Source organism: Variovorax sp. WS11 (genome assembly GCF_010499245.1).
GTDB lineage: Bacteria > Pseudomonadota > Gammaproteobacteria > Burkholderiales > Burkholderiaceae_C > Variovorax.
The window spans coordinates 1,836,221-1,854,438 of sequence record NZ_JAAGOW010000001.1; the positions used below are offsets into that span (position 1 = coordinate 1,836,221).

Genomic DNA, 18,218 nt, shown 5'->3' on the forward strand with positions numbered 1-18,218 from the left:
GCTTCAGCCCTTGGCCGGCGGCCGCCCGCCGGGCCCACGGTCCCAGGTGACCGCCGTGACGCCGCGCTCGCGCAGCTTGTACTTCTGCACCTTGTCGTTCTCGGTGCGCGGCAGCTCGGGCAGCAGGTCCACGTAGCGCGGCAGCGCGAAGTACGGCAGCCGGCTTTCGCAGAAGGCGAGCAGCTCGGCCGGTTCGATGCACTGCCCCTCGCGCGCGACCAGCGCGGCCATCACCTCGTCTTCGGCCAGTTCGGAGCGCACGGGATAGACCGCGCAGGCGGCGACGCCTGGATGGCTCAGCAGCACCTGCTCGACCTCGAAGGAAGAGATGTTCTCCCCGCGCCGCCGGATCGCATCCTTAATGCGGTCGACGAAGCGGAAGGCCCCGTCCGCCTCGCGCACCACGCGGTCGCCGGTGTGGAACCACAGGTTGCGCCAGGCCTCCACCGTCTTCTCGGGCATGTTGAAGTAGCCGCTCGCGAAAGCATGGGGCTCGTCGGCGCGCAGCAGCAGCTCACCGGCCTCGCCGTCGGGCAGCGCGACGTCGTCCTCGTCCGCGACGCGCGCCTCGAAGCCGGGCCTGAGCCAGCCCATCACGCCGCCGCGCGGCGAATCGGGCGCGGTGGCGATCGCGAAGTTGGTCTCGGTGGAACCGTAGCCTTCCAGCAGCCGCACGCCGGTGCGTTCCAGGAAGGCCCGGCCCGCCGACTCCGGCACCCCGGGCCCGAGCCCGACGCGCACGCGGTGGTCGCGCTCGCCGGGGCCCTCGGGCTGCGCCAGCAGGATGGGCACCATCGCGCCCAGCAGGTAGACCACCGTGGCGCCCGAGGCCCGCATCGAGGCCCAGAAGCCGGAAGCCGAGAAGCGCGACTCGAAGACCACTTCGCAGCCGGTGATCGCTGCCTGCGCGAAGGTATTGAGCGCGTTGATGTGGAACAGCGGCAGCGTGGTGCACAGCACGTCCTCGGCGCCCACGCCGAGCACGTCCGCGCTGTTGACGCCCCACCAGTAGTACTGCGCGTGTGGGCACACCACGCCCTTGGCCGGCCCGGTGGTGCCGGAGGTGTAGAGGATGGCCAACGGATCTCCCGGCTGCATCGCGGCCGGCGGCAGGGCTTCCCGCGCCGCGGGATAGGGCAGCGTGCGCACGCCCGGCCCTGCGCCGTCGCCGGCGCCCGCGTCCAACACCCAGATCTCCCGCAGCGATGGGCGCGCCAAGTCCGTCGCCAGCAGGCGCTCGACGAAGGCCGCCTCGATGACCAGCAGCTTCGCATCGCTGTTGCGCAGGAAGTACTCGACCTGCGGCCCCATCGAGGCGGTGTTGATCGGCACCATCGCGGCGCCCAGCCAGCCGCAGCCGAGGAAGACCTCGAGAAACTCGATGCGGTTGCTGCTCATCACGGCCACGCGGTCGCCGCGCTGCACGCCGGCCTGCGCCAGTGCCGCGGCGCGGCCGCTCGCGGCACGCAGCGCATCCCCGTGCGTCCACGACCGCCCTGCGATGCGCAGCAGCGGCCGCTCGCCGAAGCGCGCCGCCTGGTGCTCCAGCATCGCGGGCAGCGTGCGCTGCGCCGGAGGCAGCGGGCTGACAGGCAGCTCAGTCGTCATCGCTCGTGCCCCCGCCGAGGTAGGTCGCCTGCACGCGCGGATCGCTGGCCAGCTCCTGCGAAGCGCCGGTGAGCGCGATCTCGCCGGTCTCCAGCACGTAGCCGTGGTCCGAGCTCTCCAGCGCGGCGCGCGCGTTCTGTTCCACCAGCAGGATGGAAACGCCGTCCTCGCGCAGCTTGCGCACGATGGCCAGGATGTCGCGCACGATCAGCGGCGCGAGCCCCAGGCTGGGCTCGTCGAGCATCAGCAGGCGCGGCGCCGACATCAGCGCGCGGCCCACCGCCAGCATCTGCCGCTCGCCGCCCGAGAGCGTGTCGGCGCGCTGGGCGCGGCGCTCGGCCAGGCGCGGGAAGCGGTCGTAGACGGACTGCAGCCGCTTCTTCAGCGCATCGCTGCGCAGCTTGCTGCCGAAGGCGCCCAGCTGCAGGTTGTCGAGCACGCTGAGCTCGCCGAAGAGCTCGCGCTTTTCCGGCACCAGGCACAGGCCGCGCTCCACGCGCGCCTCGACGTCGAGCCCGTGCAGGTCCTCGCCCTCGAAGCGCAGCACGCCCTTGCACGGCAAGAGGCCCATGGCCGCGGCCAGCAGCGTGGTCTTTCCGGCGCCGTTGGGGCCGATCACCGAGATGATCTGGCCGTGCTCCAGGTTCAGCGAGACGCCGCGCACGGCATCGACCTGCCCGTACGACACATGAAGGTCTCCTATTTCAAGCATCGCTGTCATACGACGCTCCCCAGATAAGCCGCCTGCACCCGCTCGTCCGCCCGCACCGCCGAGGGCACGCCCTCGACCAGCTTGGAGCCGAAGTTCATCACCACCAGCCGATCCACCAGTTTCATCACGAAGTCCATGTCGTGCTCGACGATCAGGATGGTCACGCCCTCCTCGCGCAGCTTGCGCAGCAGGTCGCCCAATGCCATCTTTTCCTTGCGCCGCAGGCCGGCGGCCGGCTCGTCGAGCACCAGCAGCACCGGGTCGGCCGCCAGCGCGCGGGCGATCTCCAGGATGCGCTGCGTGCCCAACGGCAGGCTGCCCGCGAGCTCGTGCGCGCGGTCACCCAGGCCTATGCGGTCCAGCTGACGCTGCGCCTCCTGCAGGATCTGGCGCTCCTCGCCGCGGTCCAGGCGCAGGCCCGCCTTGAGCACGCCCGCGCTCGTGCGCGCATGCGCACCCAGCGCAACGTTGTCCAGCAGCGTCATGTGCGGGCGCAGCTTGACGTGCTGGAAAGTGCGCGCCAAACCCAGCCGCGCGACCTTGCGCTGCGGCATGCCGGCGATGTCCTGCCCGAGGAAGCGCACCTGCCCGGCCGTCATCGGCGCAGTGCAGGTCAGCAGGTTGAACATGGTCGACTTGCCGGCGCCGTTGGGGCCGATCAGGCCCATGATCTCGCCGGCCTTGACTTCGAAGCTCACATCGTTGACCGCCACCAGCCCGCCGAAGCGCTTGACCGCGCCGGTGACCGAGAGGACCAGCGAGCCGCGCTCGGGCAGCGTGCGGTGCGGCAGCGGCGCGACCGGCGCCATGGCTTCGCGCGGCGCGTGCGAGCGCGCACGCTTGTGGGTCCAGCGCCGCACGAAGCCCATCAGCCCGCCGCGTGCGAAGTGCAACAGCAGGATGAAAAGCGTCGCGAAGGCCACCGCCTCCAGCTGGCCGGCGCGCTGCGTCAAGAGCGGCAGCACGTCCTGCAGCCCATTCTTGAGGATCAGCACCAGCGCCGAGCCGACCAGTGCACCGGCCAGGTGGCCGAGCCCGCCGGCCACCGCCATCAGCAGGTACTCGATGCTGGCGCGCACGTCGAAGGGCGAGGGGCTCACGAAGCGGTTCATGTGCGCATAGAGCCAGCCCGCGAGGCCCGCGAACAGCGCGGCCGTCACGAACAGCGTGAGCCGCACGCGGTAGGCATCGGCCCCCACGCTGGCCAGCAGGATGGCGCCGCCGCGCAGGCTGCGGATCGCGCGGCCCGGCCGCGACTGCAGCAGGTTGTGGCTGAACAGCATCGCCAGGCCGACCAGGACCCAGATCAGGTAGTAGATGGCGCGCGGATCGGCCAGCGAGAAGGTGCCGATAGTGAGCGCCGGAATGTTCGACAGGCCCGTGTGGCGACCCAGCGCATCGACATTGCCGAACAGCATCGCGATCGACAGGCCCCAGGCGATGGTCGACAGCGGCAGGAAGTGCCCGCCCAGCCGCAGCGTCAGCAGGCCGATGGCCAGCGCCGAGAGCCCGGTCAGGCCCAGGGCGAACACCAGGCCGATCCAGGGCGACAGCCCCTGCGCGGTGCTGAGCCAGGCCGTCGCATAGGCCGCGATGCCGACGAAGGCCGCCTGCCCGAAGGAGGTCGCTCCGCCGATGCCGGTCAAGAGCACCAGGCCCAGCGCCACCAGTGCGCCGATGCCGATGTCGTTGAGCAGCGAGACGGTGAAGTTGCCTGCCAGCAGCGGCACCAGCGCCAGCACCACGACGACGAGCCCGATCCACAGCAGGCGCCGGGGCAGGCGCTTCGCAGGCGTACCCGCCACGGCGCCGCGCTCCACCGCGACGGCAGCTTCGGTCGTTTGTGCGGTAGTCATTGGTCCACCTCCTCTTCTTCCTCTTCATGCACGGAGAGGAAGGAACGCAGCATCAGCACCGGGATCAGCAGGCTGAAGACGATCACGTCCTTCAGCGCCCCGCTCCAGAAGGAAGCGAAGCTCTCGACCACGCCCACCGCCAGCGCGCCGATGGCGGTCATCGGATAGCTCACCAGCCCACCGATGATCGCGGCCACGAAGGCCTTGAGCCCGATGATGAAGCCCGAGTCGTAGTACATGGTGGTGACCGGCGCGATCAGCACGCCGATCAGGCCGGCGAGCAGCGAGGCGCAGCCGTAGGCCAGCAGCGCCGTGCGCGCCGGCCGGATACCGACCAGCCGCGCGCCCACGCGATTGACCGCGGTGGCGCGCAGCGCCTTGCCGGCGATCGTGCGCTCGAACACCAGGAAGAACAGGCCGCTGAGCACGACCGCCGAGGCCACCATCAGGATCACCTGCCCGCTCACCGTGAAGCCGTCGCCCAGCGGCAGCGAGCCGCTCGCCAAGGGCTGCGTGCGCGAGCCTTCGGGTCCGAAGAACAGCAGGCCCAGGCCCGACAGCAGGAAGTGCAGCGCCAGCGAGACGATCAGCAGCACCAGCACCGAGGCATCGGCGATGGGCTGGAAGACCACGCGCGCGAGCAGCGGCGCGATCGGCACCACCAGCAGCACCGCGCACGCGATGTGAACCGGCGCCGGCACGCCCGGCCGGCTCGCCAGCCAGGCCAGCAGGCAGGGGACGAGCGGCAGCACGCCCCAGCCCAGCAGGGCCTTGGGAATGCGCCCGGTCTCGCCGCGCCGCAGCAGGCTGCCGACCTCGGTCGCCAGCGCGAGCGCCGTGAGCACCAGCACCATGCCGATGGTGGGCGGCACGCGCCCGGTTTCGAAGGCGGCCAGCGTGAGCGCGGCGAAGGCCGCGACGTCGCCGAAGGGCACGAAGACCACGCGCGTGACCGAGAAGATCAGCACCAGCCCCAGCCCGGCCAGAAGGTAAACGGCGCCGTTCGCCAGGCCATCGATGCCCAGGATCAGTGCCACGTCGGGTGTCATTGAGAAGTCCTCCGCTTGGTTCCGCTGCTGCGCACTGGCTTCAGTTCGCCAGCTTCCACTGGCCGTTCTCGAGCTTCACGATCACACGCGCGCGCTGGTCCACGCCGTAGAGATCGCCCGGCTTGAAGTTGTAGACGCCGTGCGTGCCCACCACTTCCTTGGTGCTGGCGATCGCATCGCGCAGCGACAGCCTGAACTCCGGCGTGCCCGGCTCGCCCTTGGCCCGCGCCGCGGCATTGGTGAAGACCAGCCAGCCGTCGAAGGAGTAGGCCGAGAAGGCATCGCTGGTGGGCGCGTTGTTGACCTTCTGGAAGGCGGCGCGGAAGTCCATCGCGATCTTCTTGGTCGGGTAGTCGTTCGGCAGCTGCTCGGCCACGATCACCGGCCCGGTGGGCATCAGCGCGCCCTGCCCGGCCCCGCCGACCACGCGCACGAAGTCGGGATTGATCAGGCCGTGCTGGCCATACATCGGGCCCTTGAAGCCGCGCTCGCTCAGCGCCAGGAAGGGCAGCGCACCCGGCGTGCCGGCGCCGCCGGTCATCACTGCGTCGGGCTTCATGGCCAGCAGCTTGAGCACCTGGCCGGTGACGGAGGCGTCGGCGCGCGCATAGCGCTCGTTGCCCAGCACCTTGATGCCGGCCGCCGGCGCCGCCTTCATCAGCGCGTTGTAGACCAGGTCGCCCCAGGCATCGGAGAAGCCGATGTAGCCCACGGTCTTGACGCCGTCCTTCTTCATGCGCTCGACCACCGCGTCGATCATCAGCTGCGTGGGTTGCGCCACGGTGAAGACCCAGCCGTTCTCGGCCGGATCGAGCTGGATCGGCGTCAGGCCGATCATCGGCACCTTGGCGTCGCGGCCCACCTGCGCCATCGCGATCGCGGCCGGCACGCCGGAGGTGCCCATCAGCACGTCCACCTTCTCCTCGTCCACCAGCTTGCGCGCATTGCGGCCGGCGGTCGTCGGGTCGGAGCCGTCGTCGAGCACGATCAGCTGGATCTTGCGGCCGTTGACCTCGCCCTTGTAGGCCAGCGCGGCCTGCATGCCCTTGGCGTAAGGCACGCCCAAAGAGGAGTTGGGGCCGGACAGCGAGACGCTCAGGCCCACCTTGAGATCGGCCGCGAGCGCGGCGGTCGCGAATCCGGCGGCCAGGGCCGTGGCCAACGCAGTGCGCGTCAGGGTCTTCAGCATCGGGCTCTTCGTCATGTCGTGGCTCCTGGAAAGTGGGTGGGATGGATCAGATGAACAACTGGATGGCGGGCAGCGCACGGCCGGCGTTGAGCAGGTCGATGCGCTTCTGGCGAATCAGGAAGCCTTCGGCGTGGCGCACCAGCAGGTGGCGGCAAGTGCCGGCCAGCAGCACCTGGTCTTCGCCGCGCGCTTCCACGTAGATGAAGGGCGTGGAGAGCGCGAATCCGCGCTCGTCGTCGTGCTCGATCACGGAGCGCTGCAGCACATGCTGGCAGTGGCTCCTGGGATGCTGCGAATGGGCGCGCGGGTTCTTGAGGCGCTCGATGCGCAGCTGCAGGAGCAGCCGGTCCTCGTAGGCGATGGAGTTGTGCGAGAGCGGATCGGCCTGCGCGGCGCCCTGCAGCGGCACCCAATAGTGGCCGTCCTCGGCAAAGAGCGCCAGCCAGTCGTCGAAGCGGCCGGCATCGAGCAGCGCAGCCTCGTGGGCGACGAAGTCCTGCGCCTGCGTCATGCCGAAGGCTCCGTCATGTACTTGGCCCAGGCGCGGAACTGGTTGCGCATCAGCAGTTCGTTGGTCCCGTTGGTGCTGATCGTGTTCTGCGAGAGCTCGGCGGGGTCGAAGTTGCGATGCAGACTCACCCATTCGTTGCCTTCGCCCTTGAGTCCCAACTGCATGCTCTCGAACAGGTGCACGTCGTCGTGCGCCACCACCGACATGGGCGAGAACACCAGCCGGTTGTAGGTCATCGCACGCTCGAAGAGCAGGTCCGGCGCACCGGCCGCGCGGAAGCTCCAGGCCTCGATCAGCGTGCGGTTCGCGGCCAGCGGGCGGATCACGCGGATGGCCTGCGGCGAACCCTTGACCGAAAGGCTGGGGAACAGCACCGAGTTCTGCGGCGAGCGCTGCAGGATCTCGATCGCCCGCTCGGCGCCGTGCGCCTCGCGCATCGCGGCCTCGTAGTCGGGCAGCTGGGCGTAGTTCGAGTGGATGCTGAAGTTGATGCCCAGCACGCTGTGCCCGTTGGCGAACACGCGCCCGCCCATCTTGTCGAAGAAGTCATAGCCCGAGCCGAAGGGCAGGATCTGCTCCATCGCCATCGGCTTGGGCTCTTCGGGCGCGCGGCCCTGCCACAGCGCATCGGCCGCCTGCGTGGCCGACTCGTGCGTGGACATCGGATGCACCGTGTCGTTGATGTTCTCGAGGTACATCTTCCAGTTGCAATGGATGATGTTGCGCAGCACGCCGCCGCCCACCGTGAGCCGGCCCTCGGGCGAGCGCGCGACCATGTTGTCGATGGCGCCCAGCACCTCGCCGAAGTAGTCCTCGAAGCCCGGGCCGTGCTCGGACAGGCGCACGAACACGAAGTCGCGGTAGACGGCCGTGTTCTTCAGCTCGACCAGGCCCTGGCCCGATTCGCATTCCTTCAGGCGCGTGCCCTCGTAGCCGGACTTGAGCGGAATCGCGAGCGGCGCGCCATCGAGCTTGTAGGTCCAGGCGTGGTAGGGGCAGCGGAAGAACTTGCCGGCGTTGCCGCTCTCGTCCGTGACGAGGCGGCTGCCCTTGTGCGCGCAGCGGTTGTAGAAGACGCGCACCGCACCGTCGGCCAGGCGCACCATCATCACCGGCCTGCCCGCCAGTTCCAGCGCCCAGTAGTCGCCGGCGTTCGGCACCTGGCTCGCGTGGCCCACGTAGAGCCAGGTGTTGGCGAAGAAGCGCTCCTGCTCGAGCACGAACAGCTCGTCGCTGAGGTAGAGGTCGCGGTGCACGCGGTCCTCCTGGACCAGCGCGCGAATGGCGTCGGGACGGTCGCGGTAGCTGTTCATGGCAGGGGCGGCTTGCGTCGTGAGCAGGGCGTCAGGGCACCAGCTTCCACTGGCCCTTTTCCATGCGTACCACCACCACGGCGCGCTGGTCGGAACCGTAGCGGTTGTCCGGCTTGAAGTTGTAGACACCGTGCGTGCCCACCAGCTCCTTGGTGCTCGTGATGGCATCGCGCAATGCCGTGCGATAGGCCGGGGTTCCGGGCTCGCCCTTGGTGCGAGAGGCGGCATCGGCCAGCAGCAGGTAGGCGTCGTAGGTGTAGGAGGAGAAGGCATCCGTCGGCACTGCGCCATGCGCCTTCTGGTAGGCGCTGCGGAAGTTCATCGACACCTTCTTGATCGGGTTGTCGGCCGGCAGCTGGTCGGCCACCAGCACCGGGCCGCTGGGCACCTGCAGGCCCTCGATCGAGGCGCCGCCGACGCGCACGAAGTCAGCGTTGATCAGGCCGTGCGTGCCGTAGATCTGGCCCTTGTAGCCGCGCTCGGCGAGGCCCAGGTAGGGCAAGGCGCCGGGCGTGCCGGAGTTGCCGGCGAAGACCGCATCGGGCCGCGCGGCGACGATCTTGAGAACCTGGCCCGCGACAGAGGAATCGGCGCGCGCATAGCGCTCGTTGGCCACCACCTTGATGCCCGCGGCGTCGGCGCTCTTCACGAGCGAGTCGTAGGCCAGGTCGCCCAGCGCGTCGGAGAAGCCGATGAAGGCCACCGTCTTCACGCCGGACTTCTTCATGCGCTCGACCACGCCCGCGACCATCAGCGGGAAGGGCTGCGAGACCGTCACCGTCCACGCGCCCTCGGGGCCGGGGATGGTGACCGGCGTGGGCGAGATCAGCGGCGTGTTGAGCTCGCGCGCCACGGCCGCAATGGCCATCGCACTGGGAACGCCCGAGGTGCCGATGAGCACGTCGACCTTGTCCTCGACCACCAGCTTGCGCGCATTGCGCCCGGCGGTGGTGGGGTCGGAGGCGTCGTCGAGCACGATCAGCTCGACCTTGCGGCCGGCCAGCATCGGATGCTCTGCAATGGCCGCGCGGATGCCCTTCTCGTAGGGGATGCCGAGCGCCGAGATCGGGCCGGAGAGCGAGCTGATGAAGCCGATCTTGAGATCGGCCGCCGTGGCCTGTGCGGCTGCCAGGGCGATGGCCGTGAGGCCGATGAGACGTGCGATGTTCTTCATGTTCAGGGGACCAGCTTCCATTGACCCTTTTCGAGCTTGACCACGACGCGCGAACGCTCGTCCGACCCATAGCGGTTGTCCGGCTTGAAGTTGTAGACGCTGTGCGTGCCCACCAGCTCCTTGGTGCTGACGATCGCGTCGCGCAGCGCCACGCGGTAGGCCGACGTGCCGGGCTCGCCCTTGGCGCGCTGCGCCGCGTCGAGGAAGAGCAGCCAGGCGTCGAAGGTGTAGGCGGAGAAGGCGTCGGTGGGCGCTGCGCCGTTGGCCTTCTGGTAGGCCGCGCGGAAGTCCATCGAGGTCTTGCGGATCGGGTTGGAGTCGGGCAGCTGCTCGGCCACGATCACCGGGCCGGTGGGCGCCAGCAGTCCTTCGACCGCATTGCCGCCCACGCGCACGAAGTCGGGGTTGATCAGCGCATGCATGCCGTAGATCTGGCCCTTGTAGCCGCGCTCCGAGAGCGCGAGGTAGGGCAGCGCGCCCGGCGTGCCCGAGGTGCCGGTGATGACCGCGTCGGGACGCAGCGCCACGATCTTCAGCACCTGGCCGGTGACCGACGCGTCGGCGCGCGCATAACGCTCGTTGCTCACCACCTTGATGCCGGCGGCCGGCGCGCTCTTGGTGAGCGCGTCGTAGACCAGGTCGCCCCAGGCGTCGGAGAAGCCGATGTAGCCCACGGTCTTCACGCCGGACTTCTTCATCTGTTCGACGACCGCGTTCAGCATCAGCGGCGCGGGCTGCGGCAGCGTGACCATCCACGCGCCTTCCTCGCCCGGCAGGTTGGCATTGGCGATGGAGATCAGCGGCGTCTTGGTCTCGCGCGCCACCGCGGCGATGGCCAGCGCGCCGGGCGAGCCGGCCGTGCCGATGATGACGTCGACCTTGTCCTCGTCGATCATCTTGCGCGCGTTGCGCGCGGCGGTCGACGGATCGGAGGCGTCGTCGAGCTGCACCAGCTGGATCTTGCGGCCCCCGATCTCCGACTTGTAGGCCAGCGCGGCCTTCATGCCCTTGTCGTAGGGAATGCCCAGCGAGGACACCGGCCCCGACAGCGAGGTGATGAAGCCGACCTTGTAGTCGGCCGCCCAGGCACTCGCGGCGCTCAGCGCGCCGATGCCGAGGACGATGCCCGCCAGGGCGCGGATGGGGCTTGCAACTCTCATGACGATCCTCCAGAAAGGTTGGGATAAGGCCTGAAGATGATTTCTGAAATGTTTAGACCTAAACAATACTAGCGAGACGACGGTGCGATGACAAGGGCGGCAACGAGGGGTTTCGAGTAAAAGACGCGCGATGCACCGCTACAGCGCGAGACTTCCCACGCTGGTGCCGCCGCACACGTAGAGCACCTGGCCGGTGATGAAGCCGTTGGCCGGGTCGACGAAGAAGCGCACGGCGCGCGCCACGTCGGCCGCCTCGCCCAGGCGCTGCACCGGCACCGAAGCGGCGAGCTGCCGTTCCTTCTCGCTGCCGGCTTCCACCACGTCGTAGAACATGTCGGTGCGGATCGGCCCCGGCGCCACCACGTTGACCGTGATGCCCTCGGCCGCCAGCTCCAGCGCCCAGGTGCGCGCCATGCCCAGCATGCCGGCCTTGGTGGCCGAGTAGTTCGTGCGCGTGGCCAGGCCCACCGCGGCGCGCGAGGACAGGAGCACCACCCGGCCGAAGCGCTCGGCCCGCATCGCGGGGAGCGCGGCCTGCACCAGCTGGATCGCGCAGCCCAGGTGCAGCTGGGCCAGGGCGTCGAGGTCCTCGAGCTTGGCCTCGGGCAGCAGTGCCGGGCGGATCACGCCGGCGTTGTGCACCACGGTCCTCACCTCGAAGCGGCTCGCCATCTCCCGCGCGGCCTGCGCGGTCGCGGCGCGGTCCATCAGGTCGACCTCGATGTTGTAGAGCTTGGGGTGGTTGATCTCGCATCGGCGGCGCGCCAGCGACACCACCTCGTAGCCTTGCGCGAGCAGGTCCGCGCAGATCGCCTTGCCGATGCCGGCACTGCCGCCGGTGACGGCGACGACGGGATGCGTGAGGTTCATGGTGCTCTCCTTGTGCGGCTCAAGCGGCATCGCCCACCAGCGCCAGCACCCGCAGCGGACTGCCGCTGCCCTTCTCGATCTTGAGCGGCGGGCAGATCAGCACCGCGCCGGTGGGCGGCAGCAGGTCGAGGTTGCTCAGGCACTGCAGGCCGTAGCGGCCGGCGCCGTGCATGAAGTAGTGGCAGGGGTACGGCGGACGCAGGTGGTAGCCCTGGCCCGCATCGGTGCCGATGGCTTCGGAGCCGAAGCCCAGCACGTCGCGCTGCTCGACCAGGAAGCGCACCGCCTCGGCGCTCGGGCCTGGCGTGTGCTGGCCGGTCTCATCGAAGTTCTGGTAGGCCTCGGGGTCTTGCCGCTGCGACCAGTCGGTGCGCATCAGCACCCAGGCGCCCTTCGGGATGCGGCCGTGCTTCGCCTCGAAGCGCTCGATGTCCTCCACCGTCATCAGGTAGTCGGGATCGGCCTTCACCTGCTCCGAGCAGTCGATCACGCAGGCCGCTGCCACGAAGTGCTGCACGGGAATGGTGTCGACCGAGTTGTTCGGCAGATCGCGGCCCGAGATCCAGTGAATGGGCGCATCGAAGTGCGTGCCCGTGTGCTCGCCGCAGGAAAAGTTGTTCCAGTACCAGCCGGGCCCGCGCTCGTCGTACTTCGACACCTCCTCGATGCGGAAGGGCCAGCACTGGCCCATCTCGGGCGGCAGCGCGATCTGCGGGAACTCGGGCGTCAGCGTCTGCGTGAGGTCGATCACGCGGATGCGGCCGGTGGCCATGGCGCTCACCAGACTGCCGAGGATCTCGGCGGTGGACATCGGTTCGGTTGTCGTCGTCATTTCAGCCTCCAGCTGCGAGCTCGCGTTCGAGCACCTTGGGGTTGTCGCGCCAGCGCTCCAGCCATTCCTGCGCCACGTCGCCCGGGTACACGTCCTCGACGCCGTCGCGCAGCGACTTCACGATCGCGTTGGCCAGCGCGCTGGGCGCCACCTTGGGCGGCGGCAGGTGCTGGTTCCATTCGTCGTCGATCGGCCCCGGGAACACATTGATCACGCGGATGCCGGCCGGCCGCATCTCGGCGCGCAGGCACTGCGCCAGCGAGTACGCCGCCGCCTTGGAGGCGCTGAAGGTGCCGTGCGGCGGGAAGTTCGCGAGCGCGTAGATCGACAGCAGGTTGACCCAGGCCGTGGCGCCGGTCACGCCATCGGCCGAGCGCCCCTTGAGCGCGGGCCCGAACTCCTGCGCCAGGCGCAGCAGGCCGAAGTAGTTGATGTCCATCTCGGCCTTGGCCACGTCGGTGCCGCGGCGCGCGCCGATGCCGAAGGTGCGATGCACCTCGGCGTTGTTGATCACGATGTCGACCTTGCCGCCGATCTCGCCGGCCAGCTCGCTGACCGAGCGGCCGTTGGTGAGGTCCAGCGGCACCAGCGTCACCTGCGGCAGGGCCGTGATGTCCTCCAGCCCGCCCAGCTTCTTCCAGGGCTCGGCATGGCCGACCCAGACGATGTCGGCGCCGGCCTTCACCAGGGCACGCACGATGGCCTGCCCCACCTCGGTCTTGCCGTCGGTCACCAGCGCCTTGCGGAATTTCGGATCGCTGGTCATCTCGCGCAGCATCTTGTCGTCGGCCATATGGGCACTCCCTTCGTTCGGAAATCCAATGAGTACGGCTTGTCCCGCGCGGTCCAGCCGTGCGCCCACGCGCACGCGCGCCGGCGCATCGCCGACCTCGCCGTGCATGTGCACCATCAGCGTCGGTCCGCTGTCGAGGTGCACCAGCCCCAGGCGCCAGGGCAGGCGCTCGCGGAAGAACAGGTCATTGCTGTGGTGCAGCGTGGTGGTGGCGAGCAGCTCGCCCTCGCCGCTTTGCCCGCGCCAGTGCAGGCGCGACGACAGGCATTTGTGGCAGGCCTCGCGCGGCGGGTACTGCACCGTGTCGCAGTCCTCGCAGGTCTGCAGCTCGAAGCGGCCCTCGGCGGCGGCGGCCGTCATGCCGAGCGCAATGCGGCCGCGCGAGCCGGGCGGCAGGTTCATCTGCCGCGTGCGCAGCACGGGGTTCTTGCGCTTGGGGCGCATCAGGGGCATGGTCATCGCGCCTCCGCCGGGCCGCCCCAAGGCAGGCGCGCGGCCCCCTCGGGGGGCAGTGCAGCCGCGCAGCGGCAAACGTGGGGGTTGTTCATTCTGGTCTCCCCAGAATCACCGCACCTGTGCACAGGCAGCGGTCGTAAGTGACCATGCCGAAGCCCGCGACCAGGCCCAGCTTGGCATCGGGCACGGTGCGCGGACCGGCCTGGTCCGTGAGCTGGCGGATCGACTCCACCATGCCGAGAAAGCCGCCCGCTGCGCCGGCTTGCCCGGCCGAGAGCTGGCCGCCGCTGGTGTTGTTGGGAAAGCTGCCGTCGAAGGTCATGGTGTGCTCGCGCACGAAGGCCGGGCCCTCGCCCTTCTCGCAGAAGCCCAGGTCCTCGAAATGCATCATCACGATCACCGGGTAGTCGTCGTAGGTCTGGACGAAGTCGAGCTCGGCGGGCTTCACGCCGGCCTGCGCATAGAGGTCGTCGCGGTCCTTGCGCCAGCCGCCCTGCACCATCACCGGGTCTTCGGCATAGGCGTTGTGGCGTTCGATTGCGCCGCGGATCACCACATGCGGCAGGCCCAGGTCGCGGGCTCGGGCCTCGCTCATCACCAGGAAGGCCTCGGCGCCGGCGCAAGGCATCACGCAGTCGAACAAATGGATGGGCTCGGAGATCGGCCGTGCGCTCATGTACTCGTCCAGCGTGAGAGGCTTCTTGAACATCGCGTTCGGATTGCCCAGCGCATTGGTGCGCTGGTCCACCGCGATGCGGCCGAAGTCTTCGCGCTTCGCGCCGTAGGTGCGCATGTAGTTGGCGGTGATCATCGCGAAGATCGAGTTCGGTCCGCCCGAGCCGTAGGGGTAGCTCGCATCGCGCGCGAAGTTGCTGAAGCTGCCCAGCGTCAGGCGGAAGGAATCGACATGGTTGGTGTCGGCGCCCACGCAGGCCACGATTTCGGCATCGCCTGCCTGCACCGCGCGCGCCGCGCGGCGCAGGCACATCACGCCCGAGGCGCCGCCGGTGGGCACATGGTCCAGCCAGCGCGGCGAGAGGCCCAAGTGCTGCGTCACGCCAACGGCCGTGTCGGGCGCCAGCGAGAAGCTGCTGAGACACAGGCCGTCGATGTCTTCCTTGGCCACGCCGCTGGCCTTGACCAGCGCTTCGAACGCCTGGCCGATGAACCAATGCGCACTGCGCGTGGAGTAGCGCACGTAGGGCACGGTCACCGGCACCGCCACCGCGACGCCTTCGTAGGAAAGCCGATTGCGCGCCATCTCAGGCCTGCCTCTTCTTCATCGCGCGGGTGTCGATGCAGTGCGCCAGGCCCGGCAGGCCGTGCGCCAGCTCGCGCAGCTGCCCGCGCTGGATCTTCTGCGATGCCGTCAGCGGCAATGCATCGACGAAGGCGACATAGCCGGGCGCCTTGTAGTAGGCCAGCTGCGCCAGCGCATGCTCGACGATGCTCTGCGCGATCTCGGCGTGCTGCGACGCATCGACCTCCTCGCGCACCACGATGCAGGCCAGCACCTCGTCGCCGCGCACGGTGTCGGGCGTGGCGGCGACAGCGGAGGTCTTCACCGCCGGATGCTGGTTCAGCACGCTCTCGACCTCCACCGCCGAGATGTTCTCGCCGCTGCGGCGGATCACGTTCTTCTTGCGGTCGACGAAGAAGAAGTTGCCCTCGGCATCACGCCGCACCAGGTCGCCGGTATGGAACCAGCCGCCGGCCCAGGCCTCGCGCGTGGCATCCTCGTCCTTCAGGTAGCCGGAGAAGAAATAGCGCCGCGGGTCGTCGCCGACGGAGCGCACCAGCAGCTCGCCGGGCGCATCGGCGGGGACGTCCCGGCCTTCGTCGTCGACGAGCCGCAGCTCGACATAGTCCTGCTGCCGGCCGAAGCAGCTCGTGCCCACCAGGCGCGGCTCGCGGTTGGCCATGATGCAGGCGCCGGCGCCGGTCTCGGTCATGGCCCAGGCTTCCACCAGCGGGAAGCCGAAGCGCGATTCGAAAGGCGCATGGTTCTTGCGGTCCACGCCGGCGCCGAAACCCCAGCGGATCGCATGATCCTTGTCGGCCGCCGACTCCGGCGCGGCCAGCAGCATCGCCGGCATCACGCCCAGGTAGTGGACGATGGTGGCGCGGCTCTCGCGTGCGCTCGCCAGCCAGGTCTTCGGGTGGAAGCGGTCGAGCTGCACCAGACAGCCGCCGGCCACCAGCACCACCATGGTCGAGAACGCCATCGCGTTCATGTGGTTGAGCGGCAGCGGCGTGATCACGCGCTCGGCATCGCGGCGGATGCCGCACACGCCGTCGAGCGCGGCATACCACTCGCCCGCGCGCAGGAAGTAGGCATTGCCCAGGATGCAGCCCTTGGGCCGGCCGGTGGTGCCGGAGGTGTAGAGCAGCGCGCATTCGGTGTCGGGGCCGATCGCTTCGGGCGCACGCGGCGGCGCGGTCTTCGCCGCGGGCACCGCGTCGTCAGGCCCCATGGTCTCGAAGCCGATGCCGGCCTGGGTGGCGGCGGCGCGCAGGTCGGCGGCTCGCTCGGGCAGGGTCACGGCCAGGCCGATCTCGCTGTGGCCGATCAGGTAGACCAGCTCGGCCGAGCGCATCTCGGCATTGATGGGCACCACGCTCACGCCCAGCGCGTTGAGCGCGAGCCAATGGAGCAGGAAGGCGGGCCGGTTCTCCAGCAGCAGGCCGACGCGGTGGCCGTGGCCGTAGCCGGCTTCCGCGTACGCGGCGCGCAGGCGCTCGACCTCGGCCGCGGCCTCGCCCCAGCGGATGGCGCCGGGCGCAATGCCGTAGGCCTTCGCCGTCACCGACTCCGTGAAAAGGAACTCCGCATCCGGCGTGCGCGCCGCGGTGGCTGCGAAGCATTGATGGACCGTGGTGTGCATCTCGTCCCTAGATGAAGAGCTGCACGGCCGGCAGCGCGGCGTCGCAGTTGAGCAGGTTCACGCGCTTGAGCGTCATGCGCAGCCGGCCGTCCACCTGCGTCAGGTGGTGGAAGAAGGTGCCCACGTAGAACTGCAGCTCGTCGCCCTGCGACTCGGTGTAGTGGAACTCGGTGCGCACCACGAAGGCATTGCCCGCCTCGTCGAACACCTCGACGGTGGGCGTCTGCAGCAGGTGGTGGCAGCGGCTGGGTGGCTGCTGCGAGAACGCGCGCGGGCTCTTCAGGCGCTCGATGCGCAGGTCGCGCAAGAGCTTGTCCTCGTAGAGATGCGAACAGTGGTTGAGGCCATCCTCCTGGTCCGGCACGGCCGGTATCCAGTAATAGGCACCGTCGGTGAAGAGCGAGTTCCACTCCTCGTAGCGCTTGCCGTCGAGCAGGCGCGACTCCTGCACCACGAAGTCGATCAGGTCCTGGCGCGTGACAGTGTTGCTCATCACATGGTCTCCGTCATGTAGCGGGCCCAGCTGCGGTACTGGTTGCGCATCGGCAATTCGTTGGTGCCGCCGGTGGTCATCTCGCCGCCCTTCAGCTCCTCGGGGTCGTAGTTGCGGTGCAGGCTCACCCACTCGTTGCCCGTCGCGTGCAGCCCGGCCTGCATGCCCCGATAAGCCTGCAGGTCGTCGTGGCCGACCACCGAGAAGGGCGAATTGATCAGCCGGTTGTACATGGCGGTGCGCTGCAGCAGCTCGGGCGGCGCGCCCTTCAGGCGGAAGGTCCAGCTCTCGATCAGCGTCTTGTCGGCCGCGATCGGCCTGACCACGCGGATCGCCTGGATCGCGCCCTTGATCGTGAGGTTGGGGTAGTACACCGTGTTGTGGCGCGCCATGCCCAGGATCTGCGCGGTGCGCTCCTCGCCGTACTTCGCCTTCATCGCGTCGTCGTACTCGGGGATCGCCTTGTACTTGCTGTGGATGCTGAAGTGCACGCCGGTGAAGCTGTGGCCGTTGTCGTAGGTCCGGATGCCCATGTCGTCGAAGAACTTGTAGTCCGACATGAAGGGCACGAACTGCTCGATGGCCATGGGCTTCGGCTCGTCGGCCGGCTTGTCGGACCACATGCGCTTGGCGGTGCCGGCGGAGGACTCGTGCGCCACCATGGGGTGCATAGTGTCGTTGAGGTTCTCGACGAACATCTTCCAGTTGCACTGGTGCATGAAGCGCAGGCAGCCGCCGGCGATCTCCAGCTCGCCTTCGGGCGAGCGGTCGGCCATGTTGTCGATGGAGCTCAGCGAGTCGCCGAAGTATTCCTCGAAGTCCGCGCCGACGTCGTTGATCTTGACGAAGATGAATCCGCGGTGGCTGCGCACGTTGCGGATGGTGGTCAGGCCCTTGGCCGACTCGCATTCGTGCAGCTGCGTGCCCTCGTAGCCGTTCTTCAGCGGAATCGCGAGCAGCGAGCCGTCGGTCTTGAAGGTCCAGGCGTGGTAGGGGCAGCGAAAGAACTTGCCGGTGTTGCCGCAGGGCGCGCTCACCAGGCGCGAGCCTTTATGGGCGCAACGGTTCATCATCGCGCGCAGCGAGCCGTCGCTGTGGCGCACAACGATCAGGGGGCGGCCGGCGATCTCGTTGCTGATGTAGTCGCCGGACTTGGGCAGCTGGCTCTCGTGGCCGACGTAGTTCCAGGTGTTGGCGAAGAAGTGCTCCTGCTCCAGCTCGAACAGGTCCTGGCTGATGTAGAGGTCGCGGTGCACGCGATCGTTCTGCACCAGGGCGCGCACGGCCTCGGGGTTGCCTCGGTAGGAAGTCATCGTT

Annotated in this window: 16 protein-coding genes; all 16 read right to left on the minus strand. The window is 69.0% G+C overall.

Going from position 1 to position 18,218, the window contains the following annotated elements; genetic code table 11:
* Positions 1-3 precede the first annotated feature (3 nt).
* The 16 genes from GXN78_RS09235 to GXN78_RS09310 all read right to left on the minus strand — a co-directional run bounded on the left by GXN78_RS09235 (position 4) and on the right by GXN78_RS09310 (position 18,214).
* Positions 4-1,608, minus strand: a complete 1,605-nt coding sequence (locus tag GXN78_RS09235) for an ATP-dependent acyl-CoA ligase (protein WP_106557073.1) — start codon at positions 1,606-1,608, stop codon at positions 4-6.
* Positions 1,598-2,329: an ABC transporter ATP-binding protein gene (locus GXN78_RS09240; RefSeq protein WP_106557072.1), complete on the minus strand. Its 732-nt coding sequence runs from the start codon at positions 2,327-2,329 to the stop codon at positions 1,598-1,600. The genes GXN78_RS09235 and GXN78_RS09240 overlap by 11 nt, the downstream gene beginning before the upstream one ends.
* Positions 2,326-4,176: a branched-chain amino acid ABC transporter ATP-binding protein/permease gene (locus GXN78_RS09245; protein WP_106557071.1), complete on the minus strand. Its 1,851-nt coding sequence runs from the start codon at positions 4,174-4,176 to the stop codon at positions 2,326-2,328. Before GXN78_RS09245 ends, GXN78_RS09240 begins: the two co-directional genes overlap by 4 nt.
* Positions 4,173-5,225, minus strand: coding sequence for a branched-chain amino acid ABC transporter permease (locus GXN78_RS09250; protein ID WP_106557070.1), 1,053 nt, complete (start codon positions 5,223-5,225; stop codon positions 4,173-4,175). Before GXN78_RS09250 ends, GXN78_RS09245 begins: the two co-directional genes overlap by 4 nt.
* Before the next feature lie 40 nt (positions 5,226-5,265).
* Complete coding sequence (locus GXN78_RS09255; RefSeq protein ID WP_239142651.1) at positions 5,266-6,429, minus strand: ABC transporter substrate-binding protein; 1,164 nt, start codon at positions 6,427-6,429, stop codon at positions 5,266-5,268.
* A gap of 31 nt (positions 6,430-6,460) precedes the next feature.
* Positions 6,461-6,925 carry an aromatic-ring-hydroxylating dioxygenase subunit beta gene (locus tag GXN78_RS09260; protein WP_106557069.1) on the minus strand — a complete coding sequence of 155 codons (465 nt, stop codon included), beginning with the start codon at positions 6,923-6,925 and terminating at the stop codon, positions 6,461-6,463.
* Complete coding sequence (locus GXN78_RS09265) at positions 6,922-8,238, minus strand: aromatic ring-hydroxylating dioxygenase subunit alpha (RefSeq protein ID WP_106557068.1); 1,317 nt, start codon at positions 8,236-8,238, stop codon at positions 6,922-6,924. Before GXN78_RS09265 ends, GXN78_RS09260 begins: the two co-directional genes overlap by 4 nt.
* A gap of 31 nt (positions 8,239-8,269) precedes the next feature.
* Positions 8,270-9,412, minus strand: a complete 1,143-nt coding sequence (locus tag GXN78_RS09270; protein WP_106557067.1) for an ABC transporter substrate-binding protein — start codon at positions 9,410-9,412, stop codon at positions 8,270-8,272.
* Between the two features lie 2 nt (positions 9,413-9,414).
* Positions 9,415-10,572: an ABC transporter substrate-binding protein gene (locus GXN78_RS09275; protein ID WP_106557066.1), complete on the minus strand. Its 1,158-nt coding sequence runs from the start codon at positions 10,570-10,572 to the stop codon at positions 9,415-9,417.
* Between the two features lie 138 nt (positions 10,573-10,710).
* Positions 10,711-11,442: an SDR family oxidoreductase gene (locus GXN78_RS09280; RefSeq protein ID WP_106557092.1), complete on the minus strand. Its 732-nt coding sequence runs from the start codon at positions 11,440-11,442 to the stop codon at positions 10,711-10,713.
* 19 nt (positions 11,443-11,461) lie between these two features.
* A complete protein-coding gene (locus tag GXN78_RS09285) occupies positions 11,462-12,274 on the minus strand; it encodes a cyclase family protein (protein ID WP_106557065.1) in 813 nt (270 codons plus the stop codon).
* 1 nt (position 12,275) lies between these two features.
* The gene (locus GXN78_RS09290) at positions 12,276-13,526 is read right to left on the minus strand and encodes an SDR family NAD(P)-dependent oxidoreductase (protein WP_106557064.1); all 1,251 of its coding nucleotides are present in this window, start codon (positions 13,524-13,526) and stop codon (positions 12,276-12,278) included.
* 85 nt (positions 13,527-13,611) lie between these two features.
* Positions 13,612-14,784, minus strand: a complete 1,173-nt coding sequence (locus GXN78_RS09295) for a thiolase family protein (RefSeq protein WP_106557063.1) — start codon at positions 14,782-14,784, stop codon at positions 13,612-13,614.
* Position 14,785: 1 nt separating this feature from the next.
* Positions 14,786-16,408, minus strand: coding sequence for an AMP-binding protein (locus tag GXN78_RS09300; RefSeq protein WP_106557062.1), 1,623 nt, complete (start codon positions 16,406-16,408; stop codon positions 14,786-14,788).
* Between the two features lie 7 nt (positions 16,409-16,415).
* Entirely contained in the window at positions 16,416-16,901 is a 486-nt protein-coding gene (locus GXN78_RS09305) for an aromatic-ring-hydroxylating dioxygenase subunit beta (RefSeq protein WP_106557061.1), read from the minus strand.
* A complete protein-coding gene (locus GXN78_RS09310; RefSeq protein WP_106557060.1) occupies positions 16,901-18,214 on the minus strand; it encodes an aromatic ring-hydroxylating dioxygenase subunit alpha in 1,314 nt (437 codons plus the stop codon). The genes GXN78_RS09305 and GXN78_RS09310 overlap by 1 nt, the downstream gene beginning before the upstream one ends.
* Positions 18,215-18,218: the final 4 nt, after the last annotated feature.

Coding starts and splice junctions, on each gene's coding strand:
- GXN78_RS09235 (WP_106557073.1), bottom strand. CDS start 1,608: ATGACGACTGAGCTGCCTGTCAGCCCGCTGCCTCCGGCGCAGCGCACG.
- GXN78_RS09240 (WP_106557072.1), bottom strand. CDS start 2,329: ATGACAGCGATGCTTGAAATAGGAGACCTTCATGTGTCGTACGGGCAG.
- GXN78_RS09245 (WP_106557071.1), bottom strand. CDS start 4,176: ATGACTACCGCACAAACGACCGAAGCTGCCGTCGCGGTGGAGCGCGGC.
- GXN78_RS09250 (WP_106557070.1), bottom strand. CDS start 5,225: ATGACACCCGACGTGGCACTGATCCTGGGCATCGATGGCCTGGCGAAC.
- GXN78_RS09255 (WP_239142651.1), bottom strand. CDS start 6,429: ATGACGAAGAGCCCGATGCTGAAGACCCTGACGCGCACTGCGTTGGCC.
- GXN78_RS09260 (WP_106557069.1), bottom strand. CDS start 6,925: ATGACGCAGGCGCAGGACTTCGTCGCCCACGAGGCTGCGCTGCTCGAT.
- GXN78_RS09265 (WP_106557068.1), bottom strand. CDS start 8,238: ATGAACAGCTACCGCGACCGTCCCGACGCCATTCGCGCGCTGGTCCAG.
- GXN78_RS09270 (WP_106557067.1), bottom strand. CDS start 9,412: ATGAAGAACATCGCACGTCTCATCGGCCTCACGGCCATCGCCCTGGCA.
- GXN78_RS09275 (WP_106557066.1), bottom strand. CDS start 10,572: ATGAGAGTTGCAAGCCCCATCCGCGCCCTGGCGGGCATCGTCCTCGGC.
- GXN78_RS09280 (WP_106557092.1), bottom strand. CDS start 11,442: ATGAACCTCACGCATCCCGTCGTCGCCGTCACCGGCGGCAGTGCCGGC.
- GXN78_RS09285 (WP_106557065.1), bottom strand. CDS start 12,274: ATGACGACGACAACCGAACCGATGTCCACCGCCGAGATCCTCGGCAGT.
- GXN78_RS09290 (WP_106557064.1), bottom strand. CDS start 13,526: ATGACCATGCCCCTGATGCGCCCCAAGCGCAAGAACCCCGTGCTGCGC.
- GXN78_RS09295 (WP_106557063.1), bottom strand. CDS start 14,784: ATGGCGCGCAATCGGCTTTCCTACGAAGGCGTCGCGGTGGCGGTGCCG.
- GXN78_RS09300 (WP_106557062.1), bottom strand. CDS start 16,408: ATGCACACCACGGTCCATCAATGCTTCGCAGCCACCGCGGCGCGCACG.
- GXN78_RS09305 (WP_106557061.1), bottom strand. CDS start 16,901: ATGAGCAACACTGTCACGCGCCAGGACCTGATCGACTTCGTGGTGCAG.
- GXN78_RS09310 (WP_106557060.1), bottom strand. CDS start 18,214: ATGACTTCCTACCGAGGCAACCCCGAGGCCGTGCGCGCCCTGGTGCAG.